Origin of the sequence: Micrococcus sp. KRD096, assembly GCF_017168495.1 — a bacterium.
GTDB classification, from domain to species: Bacteria; Actinomycetota; Actinomycetes; order Actinomycetales; family Micrococcaceae; genus Micrococcus; species Micrococcus luteus.
Window position 1 is genome coordinate 1 of sequence record NZ_JABFAY010000007.1, and the last position, 24,873, is coordinate 24,873.

Annotated in this window: 21 protein-coding genes and 2 tRNA genes; 10 read left to right on the top strand and 13 right to left on the bottom strand. The window is 73.3% G+C overall.

The annotated features are described in order from the left end of the window. Positions 1 to 64 precede the first annotated feature (64 nt). From J1M41_RS03780 to pknB, 7 genes are read left to right on the top strand one after another with little or no spacing between them, the layout of a single operon-like run. Complete coding sequence (locus tag J1M41_RS03780; protein ID WP_206451187.1) at positions 65 to 865, top strand: DUF3662 and FHA domain-containing protein; 801 nt, start codon at positions 65 to 67, stop codon at positions 863 to 865. Further along, positions 862 to 1,422, top strand: a complete 561-nt coding sequence (locus tag J1M41_RS03785) for an FHA domain-containing protein (protein WP_002858202.1) — start codon at positions 862 to 864, stop codon at positions 1,420 to 1,422. The genes J1M41_RS03780 and J1M41_RS03785 overlap by 4 nt, the downstream gene beginning before the upstream one ends. 3 nt (positions 1,423 to 1,425) lie before the next feature. After that, positions 1,426 to 3,111 carry a PP2C family serine/threonine-protein phosphatase gene (locus J1M41_RS03790; RefSeq protein WP_206451188.1) on the top strand — a complete coding sequence of 562 codons (1,686 nt, stop codon included), beginning with the start codon at positions 1,426 to 1,428 and terminating at the stop codon, positions 3,109 to 3,111. Further along, complete coding sequence (locus tag J1M41_RS03795) at positions 3,108 to 4,532, top strand: FtsW/RodA/SpoVE family cell cycle protein (RefSeq protein ID WP_206451189.1); 1,425 nt, start codon at positions 3,108 to 3,110, stop codon at positions 4,530 to 4,532. The genes J1M41_RS03790 and J1M41_RS03795 overlap by 4 nt, the downstream gene beginning before the upstream one ends. Then, positions 4,529 to 5,974: a penicillin-binding protein 2 gene (locus tag J1M41_RS03800; protein WP_010079719.1), complete on the top strand. Its 1,446-nt coding sequence runs from the start codon at positions 4,529 to 4,531 to the stop codon at positions 5,972 to 5,974. Before J1M41_RS03795 ends, J1M41_RS03800 begins: the two co-directional genes overlap by 4 nt. Then, positions 5,971 to 8,052, top strand: coding sequence for a protein kinase (locus J1M41_RS03805; protein WP_206451190.1), 2,082 nt, complete (start codon positions 5,971 to 5,973; stop codon positions 8,050 to 8,052). The genes J1M41_RS03800 and J1M41_RS03805 overlap by 4 nt, the downstream gene beginning before the upstream one ends. Positions 8,053 to 8,084: 32 nt before the next feature. After that, the gene (gene pknB, locus J1M41_RS03810; protein ID WP_069941251.1) at positions 8,085 to 10,361 is read left to right on the top strand and encodes a Stk1 family PASTA domain-containing Ser/Thr kinase; all 2,277 of its coding nucleotides are present in this window, start codon (positions 8,085 to 8,087) and stop codon (positions 10,359 to 10,361) included. Positions 10,362 to 10,406: 45 nt separating this feature from the next. Here the strand turns inward: pknB and J1M41_RS03815 are convergent, their stop codons facing one another. After that, complete coding sequence (locus J1M41_RS03815; protein WP_036337278.1) at positions 10,407 to 11,060, bottom strand: aminodeoxychorismate/anthranilate synthase component II; 654 nt, start codon at positions 11,058 to 11,060, stop codon at positions 10,407 to 10,409. 156 nt (positions 11,061 to 11,216) lie between these two features. On the opposite strand from J1M41_RS03815, the gene J1M41_RS03820 reads away from it, so the two are divergent. Then, positions 11,217 to 11,522, top strand: coding sequence for a cell division protein CrgA (locus tag J1M41_RS03820; protein WP_073117158.1), 306 nt, complete (start codon positions 11,217 to 11,219; stop codon positions 11,520 to 11,522). A gap of 167 nt (positions 11,523 to 11,689) precedes the next feature. Here the strand turns inward: J1M41_RS03820 and J1M41_RS03825 are convergent, their stop codons facing one another. Further along, positions 11,690 to 12,424, bottom strand: a complete 735-nt coding sequence (locus tag J1M41_RS03825) for a rhomboid family intramembrane serine protease (RefSeq protein WP_342214061.1) — start codon at positions 12,422 to 12,424, stop codon at positions 11,690 to 11,692. A gap of 218 nt (positions 12,425 to 12,642) precedes the next feature. After that, on the bottom strand, positions 12,643 to 13,173 hold the full coding sequence (locus tag J1M41_RS03830; RefSeq protein ID WP_010079725.1) for a peptidylprolyl isomerase: 531 nt from the start codon (positions 13,171 to 13,173) through the stop codon (positions 12,643 to 12,645). A gap of 185 nt (positions 13,174 to 13,358) precedes the next feature. Between J1M41_RS03830 and J1M41_RS03835 the strand changes: the two genes are divergently transcribed. Both J1M41_RS03835 and J1M41_RS03840 read left to right on the top strand, forming a co-directional pair. Beyond that, positions 13,359 to 14,594 (top strand): hypothetical protein, encoded by a 1,236-nt coding sequence (locus J1M41_RS03835; protein ID WP_206451191.1) that lies wholly within the window; start codon positions 13,359 to 13,361, stop codon positions 14,592 to 14,594. Between the two features lie 216 nt (positions 14,595 to 14,810). After that, complete coding sequence (locus J1M41_RS03840; protein WP_044659938.1) at positions 14,811 to 15,458, top strand: MBL fold metallo-hydrolase; 648 nt, start codon at positions 14,811 to 14,813, stop codon at positions 15,456 to 15,458. A 33-nt stretch (positions 15,459 to 15,491) separates the two neighbouring features. Here the strand turns inward: J1M41_RS03840 and J1M41_RS03845 are convergent, their stop codons facing one another. The 10 genes from J1M41_RS03845 to recF all read right to left on the bottom strand — a co-directional run bounded on the left by J1M41_RS03845 (position 15,492) and on the right by recF (position 24,863). Further along, on the bottom strand, positions 15,492 to 15,719 hold the full coding sequence (locus tag J1M41_RS03845) for an amphi-Trp domain-containing protein (protein WP_020624434.1): 228 nt from the start codon (positions 15,717 to 15,719) through the stop codon (positions 15,492 to 15,494). A gap of 77 nt (positions 15,720 to 15,796) precedes the next feature. Next, positions 15,797 to 16,585, bottom strand: a complete 789-nt coding sequence (locus tag J1M41_RS03850) for a queuosine precursor transporter (RefSeq protein WP_100057478.1) — start codon at positions 16,583 to 16,585, stop codon at positions 15,797 to 15,799. Between the two features lie 246 nt (positions 16,586 to 16,831). Continuing rightward, positions 16,832 to 16,904, bottom strand: a tRNA-Ala gene (locus J1M41_RS03855). 11 nt (positions 16,905 to 16,915) lie between these two features. Further along, on the bottom strand, positions 16,916 to 17,077 hold the full coding sequence (locus J1M41_RS03860) for a hypothetical protein (protein WP_020624432.1): 162 nt from the start codon (positions 17,075 to 17,077) through the stop codon (positions 16,916 to 16,918). A 58-nt stretch (positions 17,078 to 17,135) separates the two neighbouring features. Next, a tRNA-Ile gene (locus J1M41_RS03865) sits at positions 17,136 to 17,209 on the bottom strand. 100 nt (positions 17,210 to 17,309) lie between these two features. Continuing rightward, positions 17,310 to 17,810 (bottom strand): DUF3566 domain-containing protein, encoded by a 501-nt coding sequence (locus J1M41_RS03870; RefSeq protein WP_010079768.1) that lies wholly within the window; start codon positions 17,808 to 17,810, stop codon positions 17,310 to 17,312. After that, positions 17,807 to 20,503, bottom strand: a complete 2,697-nt coding sequence (gyrA, locus tag J1M41_RS03875; RefSeq protein WP_206451192.1) for a DNA gyrase subunit A — start codon at positions 20,501 to 20,503, stop codon at positions 17,807 to 17,809. The genes J1M41_RS03870 and gyrA overlap by 4 nt, the downstream gene beginning before the upstream one ends. A 68-nt stretch (positions 20,504 to 20,571) precedes the next feature. Further along, entirely contained in the window at positions 20,572 to 22,734 is a 2,163-nt protein-coding gene (gene gyrB, locus J1M41_RS03880; protein ID WP_342214062.1) for a DNA topoisomerase (ATP-hydrolyzing) subunit B, read from the bottom strand. A gap of 358 nt (positions 22,735 to 23,092) precedes the next feature. Further along, complete coding sequence (locus J1M41_RS03885; protein ID WP_010079771.1) at positions 23,093 to 23,656, bottom strand: DUF721 domain-containing protein; 564 nt, start codon at positions 23,654 to 23,656, stop codon at positions 23,093 to 23,095. After that, complete coding sequence (gene recF, locus J1M41_RS03890; protein WP_073117166.1) at positions 23,649 to 24,863, bottom strand: DNA replication/repair protein RecF; 1,215 nt, start codon at positions 24,861 to 24,863, stop codon at positions 23,649 to 23,651. The genes J1M41_RS03885 and recF overlap by 8 nt, the downstream gene beginning before the upstream one ends. Between the last annotated feature and the right edge of the window lie 10 nt (positions 24,864 to 24,873).

Here is a 24,873-nt window from a genome sequence, read left to right on the forward strand (position 1 = left end):
TCTCGGCGGTCTCCCAGCCCGGCCCGTAGTATCGGGACGGACAACTGTGGAAAGGGGCCCCGTCGTGGGACTTCTGGACAACCTCGAACGCGGCCTGGAGCGGGCCGTGCGCTCGGCCTTCTCGGCCGGCGGTCCGCGGGCGGTCAAGCCGGTGGAGATCGCCTCGGCCCTGCGACAGGCGATGGACGACGAGTCGTTCGCGCTGTCCGAGGGCCACACGGTCGCGCCCAACAACTACGTGGTCCACTTCTCCCCCGCCGACTTCGAGCGCGCCCGCTCGTGGGGGTCCACCCTCGCCAGCGAGCTGTGCGATGAGGTCATCCGCCACGCCGACTCCCAGGGCTATGCACTGCCCGGCACGGTCCGGGTCGCCTTCCACCCTGACGCGGACGTGCGCGCCGGGGACCTGCGCGTGGTCACCCGCCTGGACGACGGCTCCCGCCCCGCCCCGGCTTCCCACGACGACGGCCCCTCGCCCGCCACCGCCCACGGCCCGGGAGCCTCCGCCGCCGCCCCCGCCCACGCCGACCAGCCGACCGTCGTGACGGGCCGCCCCGTGACCGAGCCCGCCGGCCCGGCCCTCGAGCTGGACGGCCGCATGCTCCCCCTGGACGGGGACGACCTCATCCTCGGCCGCTCGGCCGAGCGTGCCGACCTCGTGATCCCGGACTCCTCGGTGTCCCGCGAGCACCTGCGCCTGCTCACCGTCGGCTCCACGGTCACGCTCCTGGACCTGGGCAGCCGCAACGGCGTGCTCGTCAACGGCCGCCGCGTGGACGGCTCCGTCACCCTGCGCGACGGGGACGTGGTGACCGTCGGCCAGACCGAGCTGCTGTTCTTCGGCGGGACGGGGGGCCGCGCATGAGCGAGCTCGCCGTCGCCGTGCTCCGCATGGGCCTGCTGCTGGCCCTGTGGGTGCTGATCATCTCCATCGTCATGGCGCAGGGCCGCGACCTCGTGGTCGGCCGGCGCAACAAGACGCGCCTCCAGCAGGCCCAGCGCGACGCCGGCCTGGTCACCGCGGCGCCCGCGGCCGGGGTCGCCGGGGCGGGCTCGTCCGCGGTCGACCGACCCGCGCCCGCGTCGACGCCGGCCCCCGCCGCGTCCGCGCCGACGACGCCGGCCCCGCGGCTGTCCCGGACCCTGCGGGTGGTCGAGGGCCCGAAGGCCGGGCAGACCATCGCCCTGGAGGGCCGTCCCCTGCTGATGGGCCGCGCCCAGGACGCCGACCTGGTGCTCGTGGACGACTACGCCTCCGGCCGCCACGCCCGGCTGTTCCCGCAGGGCACCCGCTGGTTCCTCGAGGACCTCGGCTCCACGAACGGCACCTACGTGAACGGCGCCCCCGTGACCCGCGCGCTGCCCGTGGGCCCCGGCACGGCCATCCGCATCGGCAAGACCGTCATGGAGCTCGAGGCCTGACCCATGACCCTCGTCCTCCGCTACGCCGCCCGCTCCGACGTCGGCCGCGTCCGTGCCAAGAACGACGACTCCGCCTACGTGGGCCGTCATCTGGCCGTGCTCGCGGACGGCATGGGCGGGCACGTGGGCGGCGACGTGGCAAGCGCGTCCACGGTGCTGGACCTGGCCCCGCTGGATGCGGTGGGCTACGAGGACCCGGCCACGGTGCTGCCGGACGAGATCCAGAACGCCAACCTGATCCTCAACGAGCTGGTGCACGCCAACCCCAAGCTCGCCGGCATGGGCACCACGTGCACCGCCGGCCTGCTCGCGGGGACCACGCTGCACATCGCGCACATCGGCGACTCCCGTGCCTACCGGCTCGCGGACGGCGAGTTCTCCCAGGTCACCACGGACCACACGTTCGTGCAGAAGCTCGTCGACGAGGGGCGCCTCGAGGCCGGGGAGGCCCCGTTCCACCCGAACAAGAACGTGCTCATGCGCGTGCTCGGCGACGTGGACGCCTCCCCCGAGCTGGACGTGTTCGAGGTGCCCGTCGCCCCCGGAGAGCGCTGGCTGTTCTGCTCGGACGGCCTCACGGACGTGGTCTCCCCCGAGAAGATCCACGAGGTGCTGCGGGACTCGGAGGCTCTCAACCAGGCCGTCGACACCCTCGTGGACCTGACCCTCAAGGGCGGCGCCCCGGACAACGTGACCGTGGTGGCGTTCGAGATCGCGGAGGGCACGGCGGAGGAGCTGGCCCCCGTCCCGGACGTCCACCTGTCGGAGCAGGCCCTCGCCGCGGCCCACCCGCCCGAGGTCGGCCCGGTCTCCGGCCTGCTGCTGCGCGAGGACCTGGACGCACGGCCCCACCTGCTCGTCGGCGCGGCCTCCAACGCCGTGAAGACCGATCGCATCCCCGTGGTCACGCGCAGCTCCACGCGCCGCCGCGCCGCCGCCCTGCTCGGCGAGACGCCCGTGCCGGAGAACCGTCCCCGGCGCACCGCGGCCGTCCTCACGGACGGGCCGGATCCCGACGTCGCCGCGCGCCCGGACCCGTCCGCCCCGCCCGCCGCGCCGCGCGGCACCGCGGCCGCCGCCACACCGGCCGCCACCGCTGCCGACCGCCCGTCCGACCAGGCCGCCGAGACGTCGACCACGGCCCCGGCGACCGCCGGGCCCGCCGGCGGCCCCGAGGACGGGGCCGCGCGTCGGCGGCGTGGGAAGGACGACCGCCCGGTGCAGTACCGCCGCGGCTGGTTCATCCCCGTGTTCACCACGCTGCTCGCCCTCACCCTCGCGGCCGTGGCCGTGTGGGGCTACCTGTGGACCCAGACGCAGTACTACGTGGGGGCCAACGACGGTCGGATCGCCGTGTTCAAGGGCGTCTCCCAGCGGCTGGGCCCGCTCGAGCTGTCCCACGTGGACCGCCAGACCGACCTCCCGGTGGACGCGCTGCCCGCGTACGCCCGCGACCGCGTGAACGCCGGCATGGCCGCCCGGGACGTGGACCACGCGGAGCAGATCGTCGCCGAGCTGCGCGACTCGCTGCACCCGAACGCCCCCGCCCCCGCCGGTGAGCCCTCCGAGCGGGCCCGGCCGAGCACGACGCCGTCGTCGTCCTCCGCCCGCCCCTCGGACGCGTCCGGCTCCGCCGCGCCGACGAGCCCGGCGTCGTCCCCGAGCGCGACGGGAGGTGAGGCCCCGTGACCGAGGTGATCTCCCCCGCACGCCCGCGCCGGAACATCGAACTGGTCCTGCTGCTGGCCGCCCTGGCCATCGCCCTGGGGGCGGACCTGCTGGGCATGATCGGCACGGACGCCCCGCTGGACTCCACCGCCTGGGTGCCGCTGGGCATCTTCGGGGCCGCCACCCTGGTGCTGCACGTGGTCCTGCGGCTGCGCGCCCCCTACGCGGACCCGTTCATGCTGCCGATCACCGCCCTGCTCAACGGGCTGGGCCTGGCCATGATCCACCGGCTGAGCCAGGACGCCGCGATGGCCAACCCCACCTCGCAGCTCGTGTGGTCCGTCCTGGCCGTCCTGGTGGCCTCCGCCCTGGTGTTCCTGGTGCGCGACCATCGGGTGCTGCGGCGCTGGCCCTACCTGTTCCTCGTCGCGTCCGGCGTGCTGCTGCTCCTGCCGCTCGTGCCCGGGCTGGGCCTGAGCATGTACGGGGCGCGGATCTGGATCGACGTCGGATTCGGCACCTTCCAGCCCGGTGAGATCGCCAAGATCACGCTGGCCGTCTTCTTCGCCGGCTACCTCTCCGCGAACCGCGACCTGATCCTGCTGGCCGGCCGCCGCGTGGGTCCGGTGACCTTCCCCCGTGCCCGGGACCTCGGCCCGTTGCTGGCCGGCTGGCTCCTGGCGCTCGGCGTGCTCGTGTTCCAGCGCGACCTGGGCTCGGCCCTGCTGTTCTTCGGCATGTTCATGGCGATGCTCTACATCGCCACGTCCCGCGCCTCCTGGATCCTCCTCGGCCTGGGCCTCATCGCCTTCGGCGCGGCGCTGGCGTTCCTGTTCATGCCGCACGTGACCGCCCGGTTCGAGATCTGGCTGAGGGCCTTCGACCCCGAGATCTACCATCGCGACTTCGGCGGCTCCTACCAGGTCGTCCAGGGCCTGTTCGCGATGGCCTCGGGCGGGCTGATGGGCACCGGCCTGGGCGCGGGCAACCCCACCCAGGTGCCGCTGTCCTTCTCGGACATGATCCTCACGGCCATCGGCGAGGAGCTCGGCTTCGTGGGCCTGGCCGCCGTGCTCGTCCTGTACTTCCTGCTCGTCACCCGCATGATGCGCGCCGCCCTCGGCGTGCGCGACGCGTTCGGCAAGGTGCTCGCCTCCGGCCTGGCCTTCACCATGGCGTGGCAGGTGTTCGTGGTGATGGGCGGTGTGACCCTCGTGCTGCCGCTCACCGGCCTCACGACGCCGTTCCTCGCCGCCGGCGGCTCGTCGCTGCTGGCCAACTGGATCATCGTGGGGCTCGTGCTGCGCATCTCGAACGCCGCCCGCCGTCCCGCGGTCGTGGACGGGATGGTCAACGCGTCCGGGCCCGGCGCCGGCCACCTCGACCCCGGCACGGCGCTCCCGGCGGCCGCTGTGCCCCCGGGAGGAGGTGAGGAGCGGTGAACGAGGCGATCCGACGCACGTGGACCGTCATGGCGGCCATGATCCTGGTGCTCGCGCTGGCTGCGTCCGTCATCCAGGTGCTGGCCGCGGACCAGCTCAAGACGCACGCCCTGAACTCGCGGCAGATGTTCCTGGAGTTCGGCGCCCCGCGCGGGCCGATCCTCGTGGACGGCGAGCCGATCGCCGAGTCCGTCCCCTCCGACGACGCGTACCACTACCAGCGCGTCTACCACGAGCCCGAGCTGTACGCCCCGCTCACGGGCTTCTATTCGCTCACCTACGGCACCGCCGGGCTGGAGGCGGCCATGAACGAGCAGCTCTCCGGCACCCCCACGTCCCAGTTCGTGGACCGCGCCATGGAGATCATCACGGGTGCCACGCCCGAGGGCGACCAGGTGGAGCTGACGATCGACCCCGAGCTGCAGCGTCTGGCGTACGACGCGCTCCCGGACGGCGTGCGCGCCTCCGCCGTGGTCACGGACCCGACGACGGGCGAGATCCTGGCCATGGTGTCGAAGCCGAGCTTCGACCCCAACGCGCTCTCCTCGCACAACCCGGCCGAGGCGCAGGCGGCGATGGCCGCGATCGATCAGATCCCCGGTGCCAGCGCGTACCGCAACCGCGCCTCGGAGCAGCTCGTGTCCCCCGGCTCCACGTTCAAGCTCATCGACGCGGTGGCCATGCTCGAGTCCGGTGACTACACCCCGGACGGGACGGTGGACATCCCCGCCGCGTGGACGCTGCCCGGCACGACCACGGAGCTGCCCAACTACGACGGCTCACCGTGCAACACCGTGGGGCGTCAGACCCTCACATGGGCGCTGGCACAGTCCTGCAACACCCCGTTCGCCATGGCCGCCGTCGAGCTGGGCCAGGACCGGATCCGGGAGGCCGCCGAGCGGTTCGGCTTCAACGACTCCTTCGAATACCCGCTGCCCGTGACCGCCTCCGTGTTCCCCTCCGACCTGGACGACGCCGCGCTGGCGCAGTCCTCGATCGGCCAGCGGGACGTGCAGGCCACCGCGCTGCAGATGGCCATGGTGGCCGCCGGCATCGCGAACGACGGCGTGGTCATGGAGCCGCAGCTGATCAAGGCGGTCCGCCGTTCGGACCTCACCACGGTGCAGGAGTTCAGCCCCCGTGAGCGCGGCCGGGCCACGACCCCCGAGGTGGCCGGGCAGGTCTCGGACATGATGGTCTCGGCGGTGGAGGACGGCATCCTGGGATCCGTGCAGTCGGACACGGTGCGGATCGCGGCGAAGTCGGGCACGGCCGAGGTCGGGGACACGGGCAACGTGCACTCCTGGATCACCGGCTTCGACGCGAGCGAGAACCCCCGGGCGGCCGTGACGATCGTGGTGGAGGACGAGCCGCCGGGGGTTGGACATCAGACAGTCGTCAGTGGCATGAAGGCAATCATGGAAGCGGTGGTCACGGAATGAGGCCGACATCGGGCATCACCCTCGGCGGCAGGTACCAGTTGACCGATCGCATCGCGATCGGCGGCATGGGCGAGGTGTGGAAGGCGCGGGACAAGGTCCTGGGCCGGATCACCGCCGTGAAGATCCTCAAGGAGGAGTACACGGGTGACCCCAACTTCCTGCGCCGCTTCCGGGCGGAGGCCCAGCACACCGCGCTGCTGAACCACCCCGGCGTCGCCAACGTCTACGACTACGGCGAGGAGAAGGGCTCCGCCTACCTCGTCATGGAGCTCGTGCCCGGCCAGCCGCTGTCCTCCATCCTCGAGAAGGAGAAGGTGCTCTCCCCCGAGCGGACCCTGGGGATCATCGCGCAGACGGCGGCCGCGCTCTCGGCGGCCCACGCCCAGGGGCTCGTGCATCGCGACGTCAAGCCCGGCAACCTCATGATCACGCCCACCGGCCGGGTGAAGGTGACGGACTTCGGCATCGCGCGCCTGGCGGACCAGGTCCCGCTCACGGCCACCGGCCAGGTGATGGGCACCGCCCAGTACCTCGCGCCCGAGCAGGCCACGGGGCAGCAGGCCACCGGCTCCTCCGACCTCTACTCGCTGGGCATCATCGGCTACGAGGCCCTCGCCGGGCATCGCCCGTTCACGGGCGAGTCCCAGATCGCGATCGCCCTCGCCCAGGTCAACGACACCCCGCCGCCCCTGCCGGACACCGTCCCGGCCCCGGTGCGCGCCCTGATCATGTGCATGCTCTCGAAGGACCCCAAGGAGCGGCCCTCGGACGCGACCGCGCTCTCGGAGGCCGCCGACGCGCTGCGTCGCAAGGACACCCGCGGCGCTGTGGAGGCCGTGCCCGGCCTGGCCGCCTTCCTCGAGGAGCAGGGCGTGGCCGACCCCTCGGGCGCCGAGACCGCCCCCCTGGACTACGACGGCATGCGCACCACCCATCCCCGCGCCGAGGGCACCCGGACGGACGGCTTCCCCGCCACCGCGGCGCTGCCGGTGACCGCGGCCCAGCCCCGCACCGACGACGCCGCCCGCGGCCCCGGCGCCGCCGGTGCGGCGGCCGGTGCGGCCGGCGCCGCCGCGAGCACAAGCACGCGCGACCACGAGATCGCCGCCGTGCGCGACCAGCAGACCCGCCCGGGCGACGTCGTGGACCCGGGCCCGCCCGCCGGGGGCGGCTCCGCACCCGCCCGCCGGCGACGCGCCAACCGCTGGCCGCTGTGGGCGCTGCTCGGGCTCGTGGTGTTCGCCCTGCTGGGGGCCCTGCTGTGGCCGCTGCTCACGGGTGGCCGCGGCGTCGGCGGCTCGGCGCCGGCGACCTCGCAGGAGGAGTCGTCCGTGCACGTGGACCCGGAGGCGTACAAGGGTCGCCCCGTGAGCGAGGTGCGCACCGAGCTCGAGGGCCTCGGCCTGGCGGTGCGCGAGGAGGACCGCGACGCGCAGAGCCCGCAGGGCACCGTCGAGGAGATCAACCCCGTGGGGGCGCTGCGGCGCGGTGAGACCGTCACGCTGGCCGTCTCCACCGGTGAGGGCGTCATCCCGGAGGGCCTCGTGGGCCAGCCCGTGGAGAGCGCGATCCAGACGCTGCGCGACCGCGGCTTCACCGTGGACCGGGTGGACGACCCGTCCGCCGACGGCGCCGACGGCGCCGACGGCGAGGTGGTGCGCGTGGTGCCCGGCGAGGGCGAGCGTCACCGCTATGACACGCACGTGCAGCTGATCGTGGCCACCGGCGGGTCCGACGCCGCGCCGACCCGCGAGGCCTCCCAGCCCGCCTCGGAGCCGGAGCCCAGCGCGTCGGAGGAGCCGAGCAGCGAGCCGAGCCCGTCGGCCTCGGACGAGCCCAGCCCGTCCCCCACCGCCGAATCCCCGACGGCCACCGCCGACCCGGAGCCCATGCCGGAGCCGACCGAGGAGCCGACGACGCCCACGGGGGATCCGACGACGGAGTCCTCCGGGGAGTCCACGGCGCCGACGGGCCAGCCCACCACCGACCCGTCCGCCGACGCGCGCGGCGCGGATGCCTCCTCCGCCGACGCGCGTGGTGCGGAGGCCTCGTCCGCCGACGCCACGCCCTCCGCTTGAGCGGCGGGCGGGACGGGCACGCGGACGTGTCTGTGGATGAGCAGAGGATCCTGAACGGGCGGTACCGGATCGGTGAGCTGATCGGGCGCGGCGGCATGGCGGACGTCTTCCGCGGCGAGGACCTGCGGCTGCACCGCCCGGTGGCGGTCAAGCTGATGCGCCGGGACCTGGCGCGCGATCCGCACTTCCAGGCGCGCTTCCGCAAGGAGGCACGCTCGGCGGCCTCCCTGAACCACCCCTCGATCGTCTCCGTGTACGACACGGGCGAGGTCTCCCTCGAGGACGGCCTCCATCCGGTGGACTGCCCGTTCCTGGTGATGGAGCTCGTCTCCGGCCGGACGCTGCGGGAGATCCTGCACGCCGAGGGCGCCGTGGGCACGGACCGTGCCGTGGCCTGGACCCGGGGCGTGCTGGAAGCGCTCGAGCACGCGCACGAGGAGGGCATCGTCCACCGCGATGTGAAGCCCGCGAACGTCATGGTCACGGAGACGGGCGCCGTGAAGGTGATGGACTTCGGGATCGCCCATGCGCTGGCCGACACCTCCGCCACCACGTCGCAGACCCAGGCCGTGGTGGGTACGGCCCTCTACCTGGCTCCGGAGCAGGCGACGGGCCGCACCGTGGACGGCCGCGCCGACCTCTACGCGGCCGGCTGCCTGCTGTTCGAGCTGCTCACGGGCCGACCCCCCTTCACGGGTGACACGCCGCTGGCCGTGGCCTACCAGCACGTGCGCGAGGAGCCGCCGGCACCCTCCGACGTCGACCCCGACCTGCCGCCCGCGTTCGACCCCGTGGTGCTGCGCGCCCTGCGCAAGGATCCGGAGGACCGGTTCCCCACGGGCGCCGCGTTCCTCGCGGCCCTCGAGGAGGCCGCCGCGGATCCGCACGCCGGCCCCGGCCGTCACACCCCGCCGCTCGATGCCGTCCCTCCCGCCCTCGTCGGCGCGGTGCTGGGCGCCGCGGCCGCGGAGCACGGGGCCGATGTGCCGACGGCCGCGGTCCCGCTGACCCGGCCGACGCCCTCCGTCCCGGCCGAGCCGGACGCCGCACAGCCCCAGGCGGCGAACCATGCCGTGGCGGGTGCGGGACTGCTCGGCGCCGCCTCCGCCGCGCAGCTTGCCGCCGCCGCCGCCATGGACGGCCCCCGCCCGGTGACGGTCGGCCAGCCGGTGATGCCCGGTGCGGTCGCGACGCCCCGGCCCGAACCGCAAGGGGACACGCCGGCGCCAGCGACGGCCACGCACCGTCGTGTCCGCCGGCGCCTCCGCCGGCGCACGCTCCTGGCGGCCGGCGCGGTCCTGATCGCGCTGGCCCTGGTCCTGGCGCCGTGGCTCGCGGCGGCTCTGCCCACCACCGCGGAGGTGCCCGCGGTGGTGGGGCTGCAGCAGGACGAGGCGGTCGCGGCGCTCGAGGACGCAGGTCTGGTGGCCGTCGTCTCGTCCGCGTACATGGCCGACGCCCCGGACGGGACCGTCACCCAGAGCGACCCGCCGACGGGCACGGAGGTGCCCCGCGGGGCCGAGGTGCGGATCCGGGTGTCCCGCGGCGAGGAGGGCATCGCGCTGTCCGACTCCCTGCACGGGCTGTCCGAGGACGCGGCCCGCCGCGAGCTGGAACGGCTGGGCCTGCGTGTCTCCTCCGTGCAGTACCAGGACGACGGCCGACTCGAACGCGGGCTGCTCGCCCGCACCGACCCCGCGATGGGCACGCACGTGCCGCCCGGCTCCTCCGTGGTGCTGCACCTGTCCAGCGGCATGGTCGACGTGCCGGATGTGGTGGGGATGAGCGCTCCGGACGCGCGGCGTCAGCTGGCGCTGAGCGCCCCCGAGCTGCGCGTGCGGATCCAGGACGAGGACGGCGCGACCACGGACACCGGAACGGTCGTGGCCCAGGATCCGCCCGCCGGCGTCCGCGTGGACAACCGTTCCTCCCTGACCCTGACGGCGTCCTCGTGGATCGCGCCCACGGCCGAGCCCTCCGAGCCGGCGCCGCCGTCCAGCGAGGCGCCCGAGCCCACGCCGTCGGCGTCCGCGTCACCGAGCCCCCCGCCGTCGGAGAGCCCCGAGCCCTCCGCGAGCGCGGAACCCTCGCCCTCGCCGTCCGCCTCGGCCACGCCCAGCCCCGAGCCGACGACGACCGCGACGCCGTCACCGACGCAGAGCCCGGCGCCGACGTCGGCGGCCCCGTCGACCTCGTCGGAGCCGACCGAGCAGTCGCCGAGCACCTCGTCCACCGCGACGCCGGTGGACCCGCTGCCGACGCTGACGCCGGAGCCCGAGCCCTCGATCGATCCGCCGCCGTCCACCTGAGCGGACGGGGCGCCGTCGGACCCGCGAACCGGGCCCCGGGGCCGGTCAGTCCTGGCGGACGAGGGGCGAGAGCCGGCCGCCGCGCTCGGCGGCCCCGGAGAGCCCCACGGACTCGAGCCAGTTGCCGAGCATCCGGTAGCCGCCCTCGGTGAGCACGGACTCGGGGTGGAACTGCACGCCCCACAGGGGCGCGGTGCGGTGGGCCAGTCCCATCACGACGCCGTCCTCGGTCTCGGCGGTGATCTCCAGGACCGCCTCGTCCACGGTGGGCCGCACGGCGGCCAGCGAGTGGTAGCGGGTGGCGGTGAACGGCGAGGGGACGCCCTCGAACATGGGGTGCTCGCCGCGGCGGACCAGAGACGTCTTGCCGTGCATGAGGGATTCCGCGTGCGTCACGGTGGCGCCGAACGCCTCCGCGATGGCCTGGTGCCCCAGGCACACCCCGAAGAGCGGGCGGCCGCCGTCGGCGGCGGAGCGGATGAGGTCGAGGGAGACACCGGCGTCGGCGGGTGCGCCCGGCCCGGGCGAGATGAGCACGGCCGTGTGCTCGGCCGCGAGCTCGAGGGCGCGGGCGGGGGTGACCTCGTCGTTGCGGATCACGGTGGTGCGGGCCCCGAGCTGCTCGAGGTAGCCCACCAAGGTGTAGACGAAGCTGTCGTAGTTGTCGACGACGAGGACGGAGACCTCGGGGCTCTGCACGGGGGCGCTCTTTCCTCCCCGCCGCGTGGGAGCGGGGTGCATAGACTGGCCGGGCACGTCGCTGACCCCGGTCCTGGGCAGGTCAGCAGGATACCGTCCCCGCCCCGGTCTCCGCCGGTGGGGGCGCCCACCACCCCCCACCCGAGGAGAAGACCCGTGGCAGCACCCGCCGGCAAGCGCAAGGACTCGGCCCGTCGGAAGCGCGAGGAGCTCGAGGCCGCGCGCCGCAGCCGCTCCGCCGTGCGGACGGAGCTCGGGGACGTGGACCCGGGTCCGAAGCCCCTCTCCCCCGTGTACAAGGCCGTGATGTTCGGCCTGCTGATCCTCGGCCTGCTCTGGATCATCGTCTACTACCTGACCCAGGGCCTCTTCCCGATCGTGCAGATCGGCGGCTGGAACATCCTCGTGGGCTTCGGCATCGCGCTCGTCGGGTTCCTGATGATGTCCCGCTGGAGCGAATGACACGCGTGTAGTTCTCCACAGTGGTGGACAACCCTGTGGATGGCCGATCCGCACGATCCGGCCCGGAGACGAGTTGTCCCCGGAGTTGTCCACAGGTGTGGACACCCCTGTGGGAAGAAGTGCACACCCGGCTGTGGAGAACTCCGGGGACGGTCGGGGACGACGGCCTAGCCGAGCAGGCCTGCCACCGTGACCCGGGCGGCGCCGAGCACCGTGAGCGCCGCCAGCGCCGCCGCCACGACCACGAGGCCGGCTGCCTGGGCGCCCACGGACGGCACGCGCGCGCGGCCGGGCCGCAGCCCGCCGGCCAGGGAGAACACGACGGCGACGACCGCGCCCGTCAGCAGCCCACCCACGTGCACCTGCCAGGCCACCCCGGGCAGCAGGAACGAGAAGACGAGGTTCAGGCCGATCAGCACGGCGATCGAGCGCACCTGCCCGCCCCGCACCCGGGTGAGCAGGAACAGGGCCGCGAACATGCCGTACACGGCGCCGGACGCCCCGACGACGGGCTGCAGCGGGTCCGAGACCCACAGCGCGAACACCGCACCGCCCACGGCGGAGAGCACGTAGAGGGCGAGGAACCGCCACCAGCCCAGCGCGGGCTCGAGCACACGCCCGATCACCCACAGCGCGAGCATGTTCAGCAGCAGGTGCGTGGGACCGGAGACGTCGTGCACGAGCGCGTAGGAGGCCATCCGCCACGGCTCCATGCCGTACGGGGACGTGTAGAGCCCGGCGTACCAGAGCGCCTCGGTCACGCCGGACGCCTGGTCCCGGGTCATCCACTGCGCCGCGTAGACCACCGCCGTGACCGCCAGCAGGATCCAGGTGACGGGCGAGGCGGCGAAGCCCGTCCGCCGTCGGACCGGGACCGACGCGGCGGCGCCGACGGGAGCCACCGTCGGAGCAGGGCCGGCCACGACGCCGGACGCACAGTCCACGCAGACCGGTCCGGCCGCGGAGCCGGGACGCTGGCAGTCGAGGCACGCGGGGCGCCGGCAGACGGCGCAGCGCACATACGCGGCACGGCCCGGATGCCGCGGGCACACCGGGGGTGTGCCGTCCGCGGAGTCCGGGCCGTGCGGGTCAGAGGGGGTGGTGCTCACCGAGGGGCTGCTCAGGCCTCGTCGATGTCGATGGACTCGATGACGACGTCCTCGAGCGGGCGGTCACGGGGATCGGTGGCGACGGCGTTGAGCTCGTCCACGACCTTCTGGGAGGCCTCGTCCTTCACCTCGCCGAAGATGGTGTGCTTGCCGTTGAGCCAGCCGGTGGGCACGGAGGTGATGAAGAACTGCGAGCCGTTGGTGCCGGGGCCGGCGTTGGCCATGGCCAGCAGGTAGGGACGGTCGAACTGCAGCTCGGGGTGGATCTCGTCGCCGAACTGGTAGCCGGGGCCGCCGATGCCCATGCCGAGCGGGTCGCCGCCCTGGATCATGAAGTCCTTGATGATGCGGTGGAACACGGTGCCGGAGTACAGCGGGGCGCCGTTGTTCTTCTCACCGGTCTGCGGGTGGGTCCACTCCTGCTCGCCGGTGGCGAGACCCACGAAGTTCTTCACGGTCTTCGGGGCGTGGTTGCCGAACAGCTCGACGACGATGTCGCCGTGGTTCGTGTGGATGGTCGCGGTGTGCGTCTTGTTCGCCATGCGCCCCATTGTTCCATCCGCGGCGGCGGGCCGTCCGGATCCCGCCGTCCGGGGGCGGGTCTTCCGCGATCGGCGTACGCACTCCCGGCGTGCCGGGACCCGTGCCACGGCGGGGGTCGGCCACTAGGCTGGGCCTCGAGGACCACCGCGTTCAACGACCATCCAGAACTCACGGGAGGCATCACATGGCTCGCAAGACCCTGCACGACGAGATCCAGCACGACGGCGGCGCGAACGCGTTCGTCGCACGCCAGGCGGAGAACCTGCGCCACTGGGCCGCCCCGAAGGTGGAGTCCACCCGCGCCTGGAGCGAGGTGGCCGCGGCCTACGGGCTGATCGGCGGCTCCGCCGCGGCCGAGGAGGGCCGCCGCAAGGCCCAGGACGCCAAGCAGGAGTACGGCCCCGTGGTCGAGCGCGGGGCGCGGAAGGCCGGCGAGGCCGTCGCGCACCAGTACGGGCTGCTGGCCCCCGCCGTCGCCAAGGGCGTGGACACCGTCCAGGACTTCCTCGAGCACCTGCAGGCCCAGGCGCAGGACGCCGGCCACGAGGTGCAGCAGCAGTTCGCCGCGGCGCGCAAGGACGCTGAGAAGGCCGCGAAGAAGGGCCGCCGTCGTGGGGGCCGCAAGGCCAAGCAGCTGCGCCGGGACGGCCGCCAGGCCGCCAAGGGCCTGCGCAAGGACGCGAAGAAGGCCGCCAAGGGCGCCCGCAAGGACGCGCAGCGGTCCGCCGCCCTGTTCAGCGACCGCGCCGGCCAGGCCAAGGACGCCGCCGCCGCGGGCGGCCTGACCCTCGCCGGCCTCCTCGCCACGGGTCTGTCCGCGCTGCAGGAGCAGGGCGGGAAGGTGGCCCCGCAGGTGCAGGCCCGCCTGGCCGACGCCGGCGACTACGCCCAGCGCCGCAAGGAGGAGGTCCTCCCCGTGGCCGCCGCCCGCCTGGCCGACGGCGCCGCGCACGCCCGCAAGACCGCCCACGACGTCGAGGTCCCGGACGCCCTGGAGCAGGCCCTGATCAAGCTCACCGGGGACAAGGCGATCGTGAAGCGCCTGCGCCAGGGCGCCGAGCAGTACGCCGGCGCCGCCGAGAAGGACCTGAACCGTGCCGCCGGTCGCCGGGCCTCCCGCTCGGGCGGCCGCGCCTGGATCGTCGCGGGCATGGCGGCCGCCGCCGCCGGCGCCGGCTTCGCCCTGTGGCGCCTGACCAAGCCGGTGCAGGATCCGTGGACCGCCCCGGTGCCGGGCCCGATCACCGCGAACATCCCGGTGGTGGAGGCCAACAACCCCTACGCCCAGCAGCAGAAGGTCGTGGCCGAGGCCGGCTCGGCCGCGGCGGGTCAGGGCGTGCGGGTGGACACCGCCACGCCGGACCCGGTGGCCGCCGCCAACGCGAAGGTGCTGGGCGTCCAGCCCGGGCAGCAGCGCTGACCCGCTCCCCCGCGCTCTGAGTGCGCAGCGGACGGCGACCGGCCCGCGCATCCTCGGCAGGACCGAGGGGGCGCGGGCCGGCGCGCGTCCGGGCGCAGGTCGGGGCGGGAGCCGGTGGGCCGCCGTCGAACGGGGCGCGGGCCTTGTCCACCGCCGGGAGCGCGCGGGAGGCTGGGAGCGCCCGGGATCCCGACGCCGGGCGGAGGAGTGATCTGCATGAGCACGACCCTGACCCTCTTCGGCCACTCGGCCGTCCGCCTCGAGAAGGCCGGCCGGCGCCTCGCGTTCGACCCCGGCGCGTTCAGCGACGCGGCGGTCCTGGACGGCGCGGACGCCGTCCTCGTGACGCACGGCCACCCGGACCACGTGGTCCCCGAGCAGCTGGCCCGGGCGTTGGCCGGCACGGAGACGCACGTGTGGGCGCCACGGGACCTCACGGGGCCGCTGGCGGAGGCGGGGCTCGACGCCGGACACGTGCACACGGCCGTGCCCGGGGAGACGTTCGAGGCCGCCGGCTTCCGGGTGGAGGTGCTCGGCGGGGAGCACGCGGTGATCCACGCCGAGGTGCCGCGCCCGGTGAACGTGTCCTATCTCGTGGACGGGGCCGTGCTGCACCCCGGCGACTCGTTCACGGTGCCGGACGCCGACGTCGAGGTGCTCCTGCTGCCCGCCGCCGCGCCGTGGCTGCGCATCGCGGACGTGGTGGACCAGATGCGGGCCATCGCGGCGACGCACACCCGCCCCATCCACGACGGCATCCTCAGCGAGGACGGCAAGGGCGTGGTGGATCGGGTGCTCTCGGGTCTCGCCGAGGGCGTGACCGACTACCGGCGCCTGGCCCCCGGGGAGCTCTGGACGTTCTGAGGCACGGGGAGGCAGCGGCCGCCCCGGGGCCGGTCACCAGCTGAGGGTGATCTCCAGCTCGGCGTCGCCGCCGTCCTCGACCTCGAGCTCCACCTCGAGGCCCACGCGGTCCGGGACGGTGACGACGACGTCGCGGCCGCCGTGCTCGACCCGCACCTCGTTCTGCCGGGAGAGCTGGTCGGCGAGGTCGCGTAGGCGTGCGGCGGCCTGCTCACGGCTGAGGGTCTGCTGCTGCTCGTGCTCGAAGAGGTCCTTGCCCATGGCACCGACGGTAGTCGCTGGGCGGGGTGCGCGCGACGGACGGGCCCCGGCGCGGCCGACGCCGGGGCCCGTGCGGGTCAGCGGGACGCGGCCGGGGCAAGGGCGGGATCGTCGTCGCGGTGGATCTCGAAGCCGGGTGCCCGGTAGGTGGGCTCCCGGCGCTTGAGGGCGCGGATGACGAGCAGGGTCACCGGCACGATGAGGATCTCCACGAGCGTCTTGTACGCGAAGCCGGTCACCGTGTAGTTCGCCAGTTCCAGCAGCGAGATGGTGCCGGCGTAGGCGATGGTGCAGAAGATCAGGGTGTCGAAGAACTGGCCGACCACGGTGGAGAGGATGAGCCGGAACGCCACGTGCCGTTCCTTCATGCGCTCCTTGAGGCGGACCACGATGGACGCGTTGAGCAGGGAGCCCACGAGGAACGCGACGAAGCCGGCCACGGTGATCCGCAGCATGGGCGCGAGGGCCTGGTCCCACACCTCGAAGCCCTCGACGGGCGTGGTCCAGGAGACCACCGTGTAGGTGAGGGCGGCGAGCACGAGCATCGCGAAGCCGAGGACGATGGCGCGGCGGGCCCGGCGCCAGCCGTACACCTCGGCGAGGATGTCGCCGACGATGTACGCGAACGGGAACAGGAAGGCGCCGCCGTCGAAGATGAGGGGGCCGCCGTCGTAGAAGAGGTCGGAGATGACCGGGACGGTGGGGCCGTAGAAGAGCTTGGCCGCGGTGACGCCGGAGAGGATGAGGAGGGCGATGAAGACGCCCACGAAGATGTCGTAGTAGCTCGCGGGCACCCGGGCGTAGGCCGGAGTGCCCTGCCCAGAGGCGGGTCGGTCGGGGGACGGGGTGTCGATGGTGGTGTTCACCGGACCATCCAACACCACGCACGACGGCGGCGGGAGCGGTGGGCGGATCCGGCGGCGGGGGTTCGGGGCAGGCCATCCCCGTCCCTCCGTGGGCAGAAACGCCCTCTCTTCTGCCCACGGGGCCCGAAGTCCTGCGGTTTGTGCCCCAGGAGCCCCCGGGTCGCCGGTTTCTGCCCACGGTGCCGGCGGCCACCCTGGGCATACGAAAGGGCCCGGGAGTCTCACGACTCCCGGGCCCTTCTTCGGTGGAGGCAAGGGGACTCGAACCCCTAACCCCCTGCTTGCAAAGCAGGTGCGCTACCAATTGCGCCATGCCCCCGTGAGGACCGGTCAGTCCTCCGGTGCCGGCTCGACGCCGTCGGCGTCCTCCGGCAGGTCGTCCGTGGCCGTGGCCCAGACGTCCTTCCCCGCACTGTTCTCCCGCCAGAGACGCGCCCCATAGGCGGCTGCCGCGGCGCTGACCACGAGGGCCACGCGTGCCAGTCGACCCATGGGAAGACCTCCGGAGACGAACGGAGCCCCAGCGGACCGGGGCTCTGTGTGGTGGGAGTGGGCGTACCAAGACTTGAACTTGGGACCTCTTCGTTATCAGCGAAGCGCTCTAACCGCCTGAGCTATACGCCCTCACCGTCGCTCACGGCTGACGCCGTTCACAACAGGAGATGACTGTACAGGAACGCCGACGCCCCGCGCAAATCCGCGCGGGGCGTCGTCGAGGGTCTGCTCAGTCGTCCGTCAGCGTGACGCCGAGGCCGCCCACGAGGCTCGCGCAGAGGTTGTAGAGCAGCGCGGCCACGGTGGCCAGGGCGGTCAGCAGGATGACGTTGACCACGGCCAGCACGGTGGCCAGCGAGGTCACGGTGCTCAGCGGGGCCAGGGACGCCACGGTGTAGCGCCCGGCCTCGGAGCCGAGCACGGTGCCGATCACGTCGTTGACCCTGTCGAAGATCCCGAGGACGTCGGACAGCGAGTACAGCGCCACCGCCGCCACCACCGTGAGGATGCCCAGCGCCACCGAGAGCAGGAACGCCAGCTTCAGCACGGACCACGGGTCCACCCGGGTCAGGACCAGGCGGGCGCGGCGCACCTTGGCCTTCGGGACGGCGCGGACCAGGTCCTCCTGCGAGGACCCGCTGGCCTTGCGCACCGGGCGGCCGGACCGCGGCTCGGCGGCCTTCCCGGTGCTCCGCCCCTGGCCGGGACGCGACGACGCGGACGTGCTCACTGCTCTCCTCCGTCTGCACCCTCACCGGCGTCCTGCGTCAGGGCGTCCTCCGGTGCGGCTACGGGGTCGGTCGGGTCGATGTCTGCGTCCAAGGGTACATCCGGCCCCGCCTCGGCCTCGGCGTCCGCCTTCGCCTCCATCTCCTGCTCATTGTTCAGGGTGACGGCGACGATCCGGTCCCGCTTGTCCGGCTTGGCGAAGATCACGCCCATCGTGTCGCGGCCCTTGGCCGGCACGCCGGCGACGGAGGAGCGCACCACCTTGCCCGAGGCCATCACCACGAGGACCTCCTGGTCCTCGCGCACTACGAGACCGCCGGCGAGCTCGCCGCGGTCGTCCACGAGCTTGGCGACCTTGATGCCGAGGCCGCCGCGGTTCTGCAGGCGGTACTCGTCCACGTGGGTGCGCTTGGCGAAGCCGCCGTCCGTGACGGTGAAGACGTAGCCGTCCTCCTCCACCACGTCCATCGTCAGCAGGGAGTCGTCGTCGCGGAACTTCATGCCCGTCACGCCCGAGGTCGCACGGCCCATGGGACGCAGCGCCTCGTCCGTGGCGGTGAACCGCAGGGACTGGCCCTTGTGCGAGATCAGGATGAGGTCGTCGTCGGGCGAGACCACGCGGGCCGAGACCAGCTCGTCCCCCTCGCGCAGCTTGATGGCGATCAGGCCGGCGGTGCGGTTCGTGTCGTAGTCCAGCAGCGGCGTCTTCTTCACGAGGCCGCCGCGCGTGGCGAGCACGAGGTACGGGGCCCGGCCGTAGTCCACGAGCGGCTGGATCTGGGCGATCCGCTCGTCCGGCTGGAACGCGAGCAGGTTGGCCACGTGCTGGCCCTTCGCGTCGCGGCCGGCCTCGAGCAGCTCGTACGTCTTGATGCGGTACACGCGGCCGAAGTTCGTGAAGAACAGCAGCCAGTGGTGCGTGGACACGGTGAGGAAGTGCTCGACGACGTCGTCGCCGCGCAGCGTCGCCCCGCGCACGCCCTTGCCGCCGCGCGCCTGGGACCGGTACTGGTCGATCCGGGTGCGCTTGACGTAGCCGCCGCGGGTGATGGAGACGACCATCTCCTCCTCGGGGATCAGGTCCTCGATGGACATGTCGCCGTCGAAGCCGGCCATGATCTCGGTGCGGCGGTCGTCGCCGTGCTTGGCCACGATCTCGGCGAGCTCCTCGGAGATGACCTCGCGCTGACGCTGCGGGGACTCCAGGATCCGGTTGTACTCGGCGATCTTCGCCATGAGGTCGTCGTACTCGTCCTGGATCTTCTGGGACTCCAGGGCGGCGAGCTGGCGCAGCTGCATCTGCAGGATGGCCTGGGCCTGGACGTCGTCGATGTCCAGGAGCTCCTTGAGGGCCTCGCGGGCCACCTCCGCCGAGGCCGAACGGCGGATGGTCGCGATGACCTCGTCCAGCATGTCCAGGGCCTTGAGCAGGCCGCGCAGGATGTGCGCGCGCTCCTCGGCCTTGCGCTTGCGGAACGCGGTGCGACGCACGATCACGTCGATCTGGTGCTTCACCCAGTGGTGCACGAAGCCGTCCAGGGACAGGGTGCGCGGCACGCCGTCCACGAGCGCGAGCATGTTGGCCGAGAAGTTCGACTGCAGCTCGGTGTGCTTGTAGAGGTTGTTCAGCACCACCTTGGCGACGGCGTCGCGCTTGAGCACGATCACCAGGCGCTGGCCGGTGCGGCCGGAGGTCTCGTCGCGCATGTCCGCGATGCCGTTGATCTTGCCGTCCCGCACCATCTCCGCGATCTTCGCGGCGAGGTTGTCCGGGTTGGTCATGTAGGGCAGCTCGGTGACCACGAGGCACGTGCGGCCCTGGATCTCCTCCACGTTGACCACGGCGCGCATGGTGATGGGGCCGCGGCCGGTCCGGTAGACCTCCTCGATGCCCTTGCGGCCCAGGACCTGGGCGCCCGTGGGGAAGTCGGGGCCGTGCACGCGGGCCAGGAGCGCCTCGAGCAGCTCCTCGCGGGTGGCCTCGGGGTGCTCGAGATACCACTGCACGCCCGCGGCCACCTCGCGCATGTTGTGCGGCGGGATGTTCGTGGCCATGCCGACGGCGATGCCCGAGGAGCCGTTGACCAGCAGGTTCGGATACCGGGCGGGCAGGACGACGGGCTCCTGCTGCTTGCCGTCGTAGTTGTCCTGCATGTCGACGGTGTCCTCGTCGATGTCCCGGACCATCTCCATGGCCAGCGGGGCCATCTTGGTCTCGGTGTAGCGCTGGGCGGCCGCGCCGTCGTTGCCCGGGGAGCCGAAGTTGCCCTGGCCGAGCGCCAGCGGGTAGCGCTGGACCCAGTCCTGGATGAGGCGCACGAGGGCGTCGTAGATCGCGGTGTCGCCGTGCGGGTGGTAGTTGCCCATCACGTCGCCCACCACGCGGGCGGACTTGTTGAACGCACGGTCCGGGCGGTAGCCGCCGTCGTACATCGCGTAGAGCACGCGACGGTGCACGGGCTTGAGGCCGTCGCGCACGTCCGGCAGCGCGCGGCCGACGATCACGGCCATCGCGTAGTCCAGGTACGAGCGCTTCATCTCCGACTCGAGGTCGACGGGCTCGACCTTGTCGGCGGCGCCCTCGGGGAGCACGTAGTGCTCGACCTCGATGTCCAGGCCGGTCTGGCCGGTCTGCGGGGTCGGGGCGCCCTCGACGGGCTCGTCCGGGGTCTGGGGGGTGGTCTCGTCGCTCACGCGGGTCCTCTCGTGCTCCCCGCGACGGCGGGGAGGGTGGTCGGCTCAGGCAGGTCTGCGGGTCCGGCTCAGACGTCCAGGAAGCGGATGTCCTTGGCGTTCTGCTGGATGAAGGTGCGGCGGGACTCCACGTCCTCGCCCATGAGCATGGAGAAGACGGCGTCCGCGGCGGCGGCGTCCTCCATGGTCACCTGCAGCAGGGTGCGGTGCTCCGGGTCCATGGTGGTGTCCCAGAGCTCCTGGTAGTTCATCTCGCCCAGACCCTTGTAGCGCTGCACGCCGTTGTCCTTGGGGTAGCGCCAGCCCTTGGCCAGGCCGGCCTCGACGGCGGCGTCGCGCTCCTCGTCCGAGAACACGTAGTCGTGCGGGGCGTTGGACCACTTGATGCGGTACAGCGGCGGCTGCGCGAGGAACACGTGGCCGGCCTCGATGAGCGGGCGCATGTACCGGAACAGCACGGTCAGCAGCAGCGTGGTGATGTGCTGGCCGTCCACGTCCGCGTCCGCCATGAGCACGATCTTGTGGTACCGCAGCTTGGAGATGTCGAACTCCTCGCCGATGTTGGTGCCGAACGCCGTGATCATCGACTGGATCTCGGCGTTGCCGAGGGCCTTGTCCAGGCGGGCGCGCTCCACGTTCAGGATCTTGCCGCGCAGCGGCAGGATGGCCTGCGTCTCCGGGTTGCGGCCCTGCTTGGCCGAGCCGCCGGCGGAGTCGCCCTCCACGATGTACACCTCGCAGCGCTCGGGGTCCTTCGAGGAGCAGTCGGCCAGCTTGCCGGGCATGCCGAAGGACTCCAGCGGGGACTTGCGGCGCGCGTTGTCCCGGGCCTTGCGGGCGGCCAGGCGGGCGTGCGAGGCCATGATGGCCTTGCGGATGATCTCCTTCGCCGGGCCCGGATTGCGCTCGAACCAGTCGCCGAGGTGGTCCGTGACCGCCTTGGACACGAACCCGCGGGCCTCGGAGTTGCCGAGCTTGGTCTTGGTCTGGCCCTCGAACTGCGGCTCGGAGAGCTTCACGGAGATCACGGCGGTCAGGCCCTCGCGGATGTCCTCGCCCGAGAGGTTGTCCTCCTTGGGCTTGAGGATCTCCTTCTCCCGCGCGTAGCGGTTGACCAGGGAGGTCAGCGCGGCGCGGAAGCCCTCCTCGTGGGTGCCGCCCTCGTGGGTGTTGATCGTGTTCGCGTAGGTGTGCACGGACTCCGAGTAGGCGGAGGTCCACTGCATGGCCACCTCGACGGCCATGGAGCGGCCGTCCGAGAGGTCCTCGGCCTCGAAGGCGATGACGTCGTCGTGGACGTACTCGACCTTCTTGGCGGAGTTGAGGTGCTGGACGTAGTCGAGCAGGCCGTTCTCGTACAGGTAGGTGACGGAGCGGCGCTGGGGCTCCTGCTCCGCGTCCTCCGCCAGGCCGTTCTCCGCGACGTCCTCGCCGGCGGCGCCCTCGCCCGCGATCTCGTCGTCGACGACCTCGTTGGACTCCTGGACGCGCTCGTCCGTGAGGGTGATGCGCAGGCCCTTGTTGAGGAAGGCCATCTGCTGGAAGCGGGCGCGCAGGGTCTCGTAGTCGAACTCGATCGAGTCGAAGATCTCCGCGTCCGGGTAGAACGTCTGCACGGTGCCCGTGGCGTCCGTGGCCTCACCCTTGACCAGCTCGCCCTGGGGCACGCCGCCGTCCGCGAAGGACATGCGCCACGCGTGCCCCTGACGGCGGACCTCGGTGTCCACGCGGCGGGAGAGCGCGTTGACCACGGAGATGCCCACGCCGTGCAGGCCGCCCGAGACGGCGTAGCCGCCGCCGCCGAACTTGCCGCCGGCGTGCAGGATCGTCATGACGACCTCGACGGTCGGCCTCCCCTCGGTGGGGTGCAGGTCCACGGGGATGCCGCGGCCGTCGTCCGCCACGCGCACGCCGCCGTCGGCCTGCAGCGTGACGTCGATGCCGGTGGCGTAGCCGGCCAGCGCCTCGTCCACGGAGTTGTCCACGACCTCGTACACGAGGTGATGCAGGCCCCGCGGCCCGGTGGAGCCGATGTACATGCCGGGGCGCTTGCGGACGGCCTCGAGGCCCTCGAGCACGGTGATGGCGCTGGCGCCGTACTCACCGGGCACCTTCCGGTCCTTCACCGGGGCCTCGGGCTGCCCGACGGCGTCCGGCACGGCCTCCGGGTTCGGCGCGGCCGACGCGGCGGTCGGCTCCTCCGCGGGGTTCTCGGGCATGGCGTCAACCACGGGTGGCTCACTTCCTCGGACGTCGGCGGCAGGGTCGACCCGCGCGCAGGCGCGCGACGCCGCCCGGACAGGACCGGCACGCGACACGCTCCCGCAGATCCACGGGGGCGGGGGACGGACGACGGCCGGCCCCCTTTCACTGGTCCCAGTGTACCGCCTGACACCCCGAGGGCCCGCATCGACGGGGGTCCGCCGGGGGAGAACACCCGCTCAGCGGCCAGGGACACGGCTCAGGACGTGCGCAGGAGACCGCCCATGCCTCCCGGGCCGTCACCGACCCTGTGAGCGCGCCAGAGCGGCGCCCATGGCCTCGCCGCGTCCGGGACGTCGTCGGGCGGCGCGGGGGGCGGCCCCGGACTCAGCCGTAGGTGTCGCGCGGCCCGCGGCCGCCGCGCACGGTGCGCGGCCCCTTGCGCCAGCTCGGGGCCTGCGGCCCCGCCACCTCGATGCGGGTCACGACGCCGGGCCCGAGCGCCTCGTCGAAGCGCTGCAGGAGCACGGGGCTCATCAGGCGCAGCTGCGTGGCCCACGCGGTGGAGCTCGTCCGGACCCGCACCACGGAGTCCTCGAAGCTCTCCGGGCGGCAGTGCAGCGCGATCTCCGGCCCCACCAGCTCGGCCCAGCGGGTGAGCACGGAGCCGACCGCCACGGGGGTGGACCAGCCGCGGTCGCGGATGAGCCGGCCGAACACGGTGGACACCGTGGCCGGGTCCCGGTCCGCACCCCCGAACGGGCGCCGACGGTCCTGCCGCTCCCGGCCGGCCGACGTCGTGCCCGCCATGGCCCCGGCCAGGCCCGCGCCCGTCCCCCGCGCCCGCAGCGGCGCCTCGCCCCGCTCCCGGGCGGCCTCGCGGACCCGGCGCAGCTGCACGAGCGCCAGGTCCGGCCGGTCCGGCTCGAACGGGGCGGGGGTCTCAGCCATCGGCCCCGCCCTCGCGCCGGGGCTCGCGGATGTCGCCCTCCACGGGGGCCGCGGCGGCCACGGCCTCGGAGCCCTCTGCGTCCTGGCGGATGAGCACGCGGTGGGCCGTGAGCTCCTCGGGGACGTCCTCGAGCGCGGCGGCCGTGACGATCACCTGCTCGGCCCGGTGGACGAGCGCGGCGAGGCGGCGGCGACGGGCGGCGTCGAGCTCCGCGAACACGTCGTCCAGGATCAGGACGGGGCGGGCGTCGGGGTCCGGGTCGTCGGCCACGAGCACGTCGTAGGCCGCCATGCGCAGGGCGAGCGCCAGCGACCACGTCTCCCCGTGGGAGGCGTAGCCGCGCGCGGGCGCCGGGCCCAGGAAGAGGGCGAGCTCGTCCCGGTGCGGGCCCACCAGGGTGAGCGCCCGCGCCCGCTCCTCCTCCCGTTGGGCCTCGAGCGTCCGGTGCATGTCCGCGGCCAGGTCCGCCACGGCCGGGACCTCCGCGTGGGTGCCACGGGCCAGCGGGACGGTGGACTCGTAGGCGTAGGCCGCGGCCTTGGAGCCGTTGGTCAGCGCCGCGTACATCTCCTGGAGGGGGCGGGCCAGCAGGCGCAGCACGTGCAGGCGGCCGTGGAGCAGGCGGGCGCCGGCGGCGCAGAGGTGCTCGTCCCAGACGGCGAGGGTCGCGTCCTCCTCGGGGCCCCAGCGGCGAGAGCCGCGGCTCGACTTGAGCAGGGCGTTGCGCTGGCGCAGCACGCGTTCGTAGTCGGCGGCGGCCTCACCGAGGGCCGGACGCAGCTGCACCATGAGCTGGTCGAGGAGACGACGACGGCCACCGGGCTCCCCCGTCACGAGGCTCAGGTCCTCCGGGGCGAAGACCACGGTGCGCAGGATCCCGAGGCCCTCCTTCGCCCGCACGGGGGCGCCGCGGTTGATGGCCACCCGGTTGGACCGGCCCGGCAGGATCTCCAGCTCGAGGGCGACGGTGCGGGACCCGCGGTGCACGCGCCCGGCGATCCGGGCCCGGTCCCGGCCGAAGCGCACGAGCTGCGCGTCCGAGCTGACCCGGTGGGACTGCTGGGCGCCGAGGTAGCCGATCGCCTCCACGAGGTTGGTCTTGCCCACCCCGTTGGCCCCGAGCAGCACCGTGGACCCCGGCGTCAGCTCCAGGTCGGCCCAGCGGTAGGACCGGAAGTCCGCGACGGTGAGGTGGGACAGGTACACGGGAGCGTCC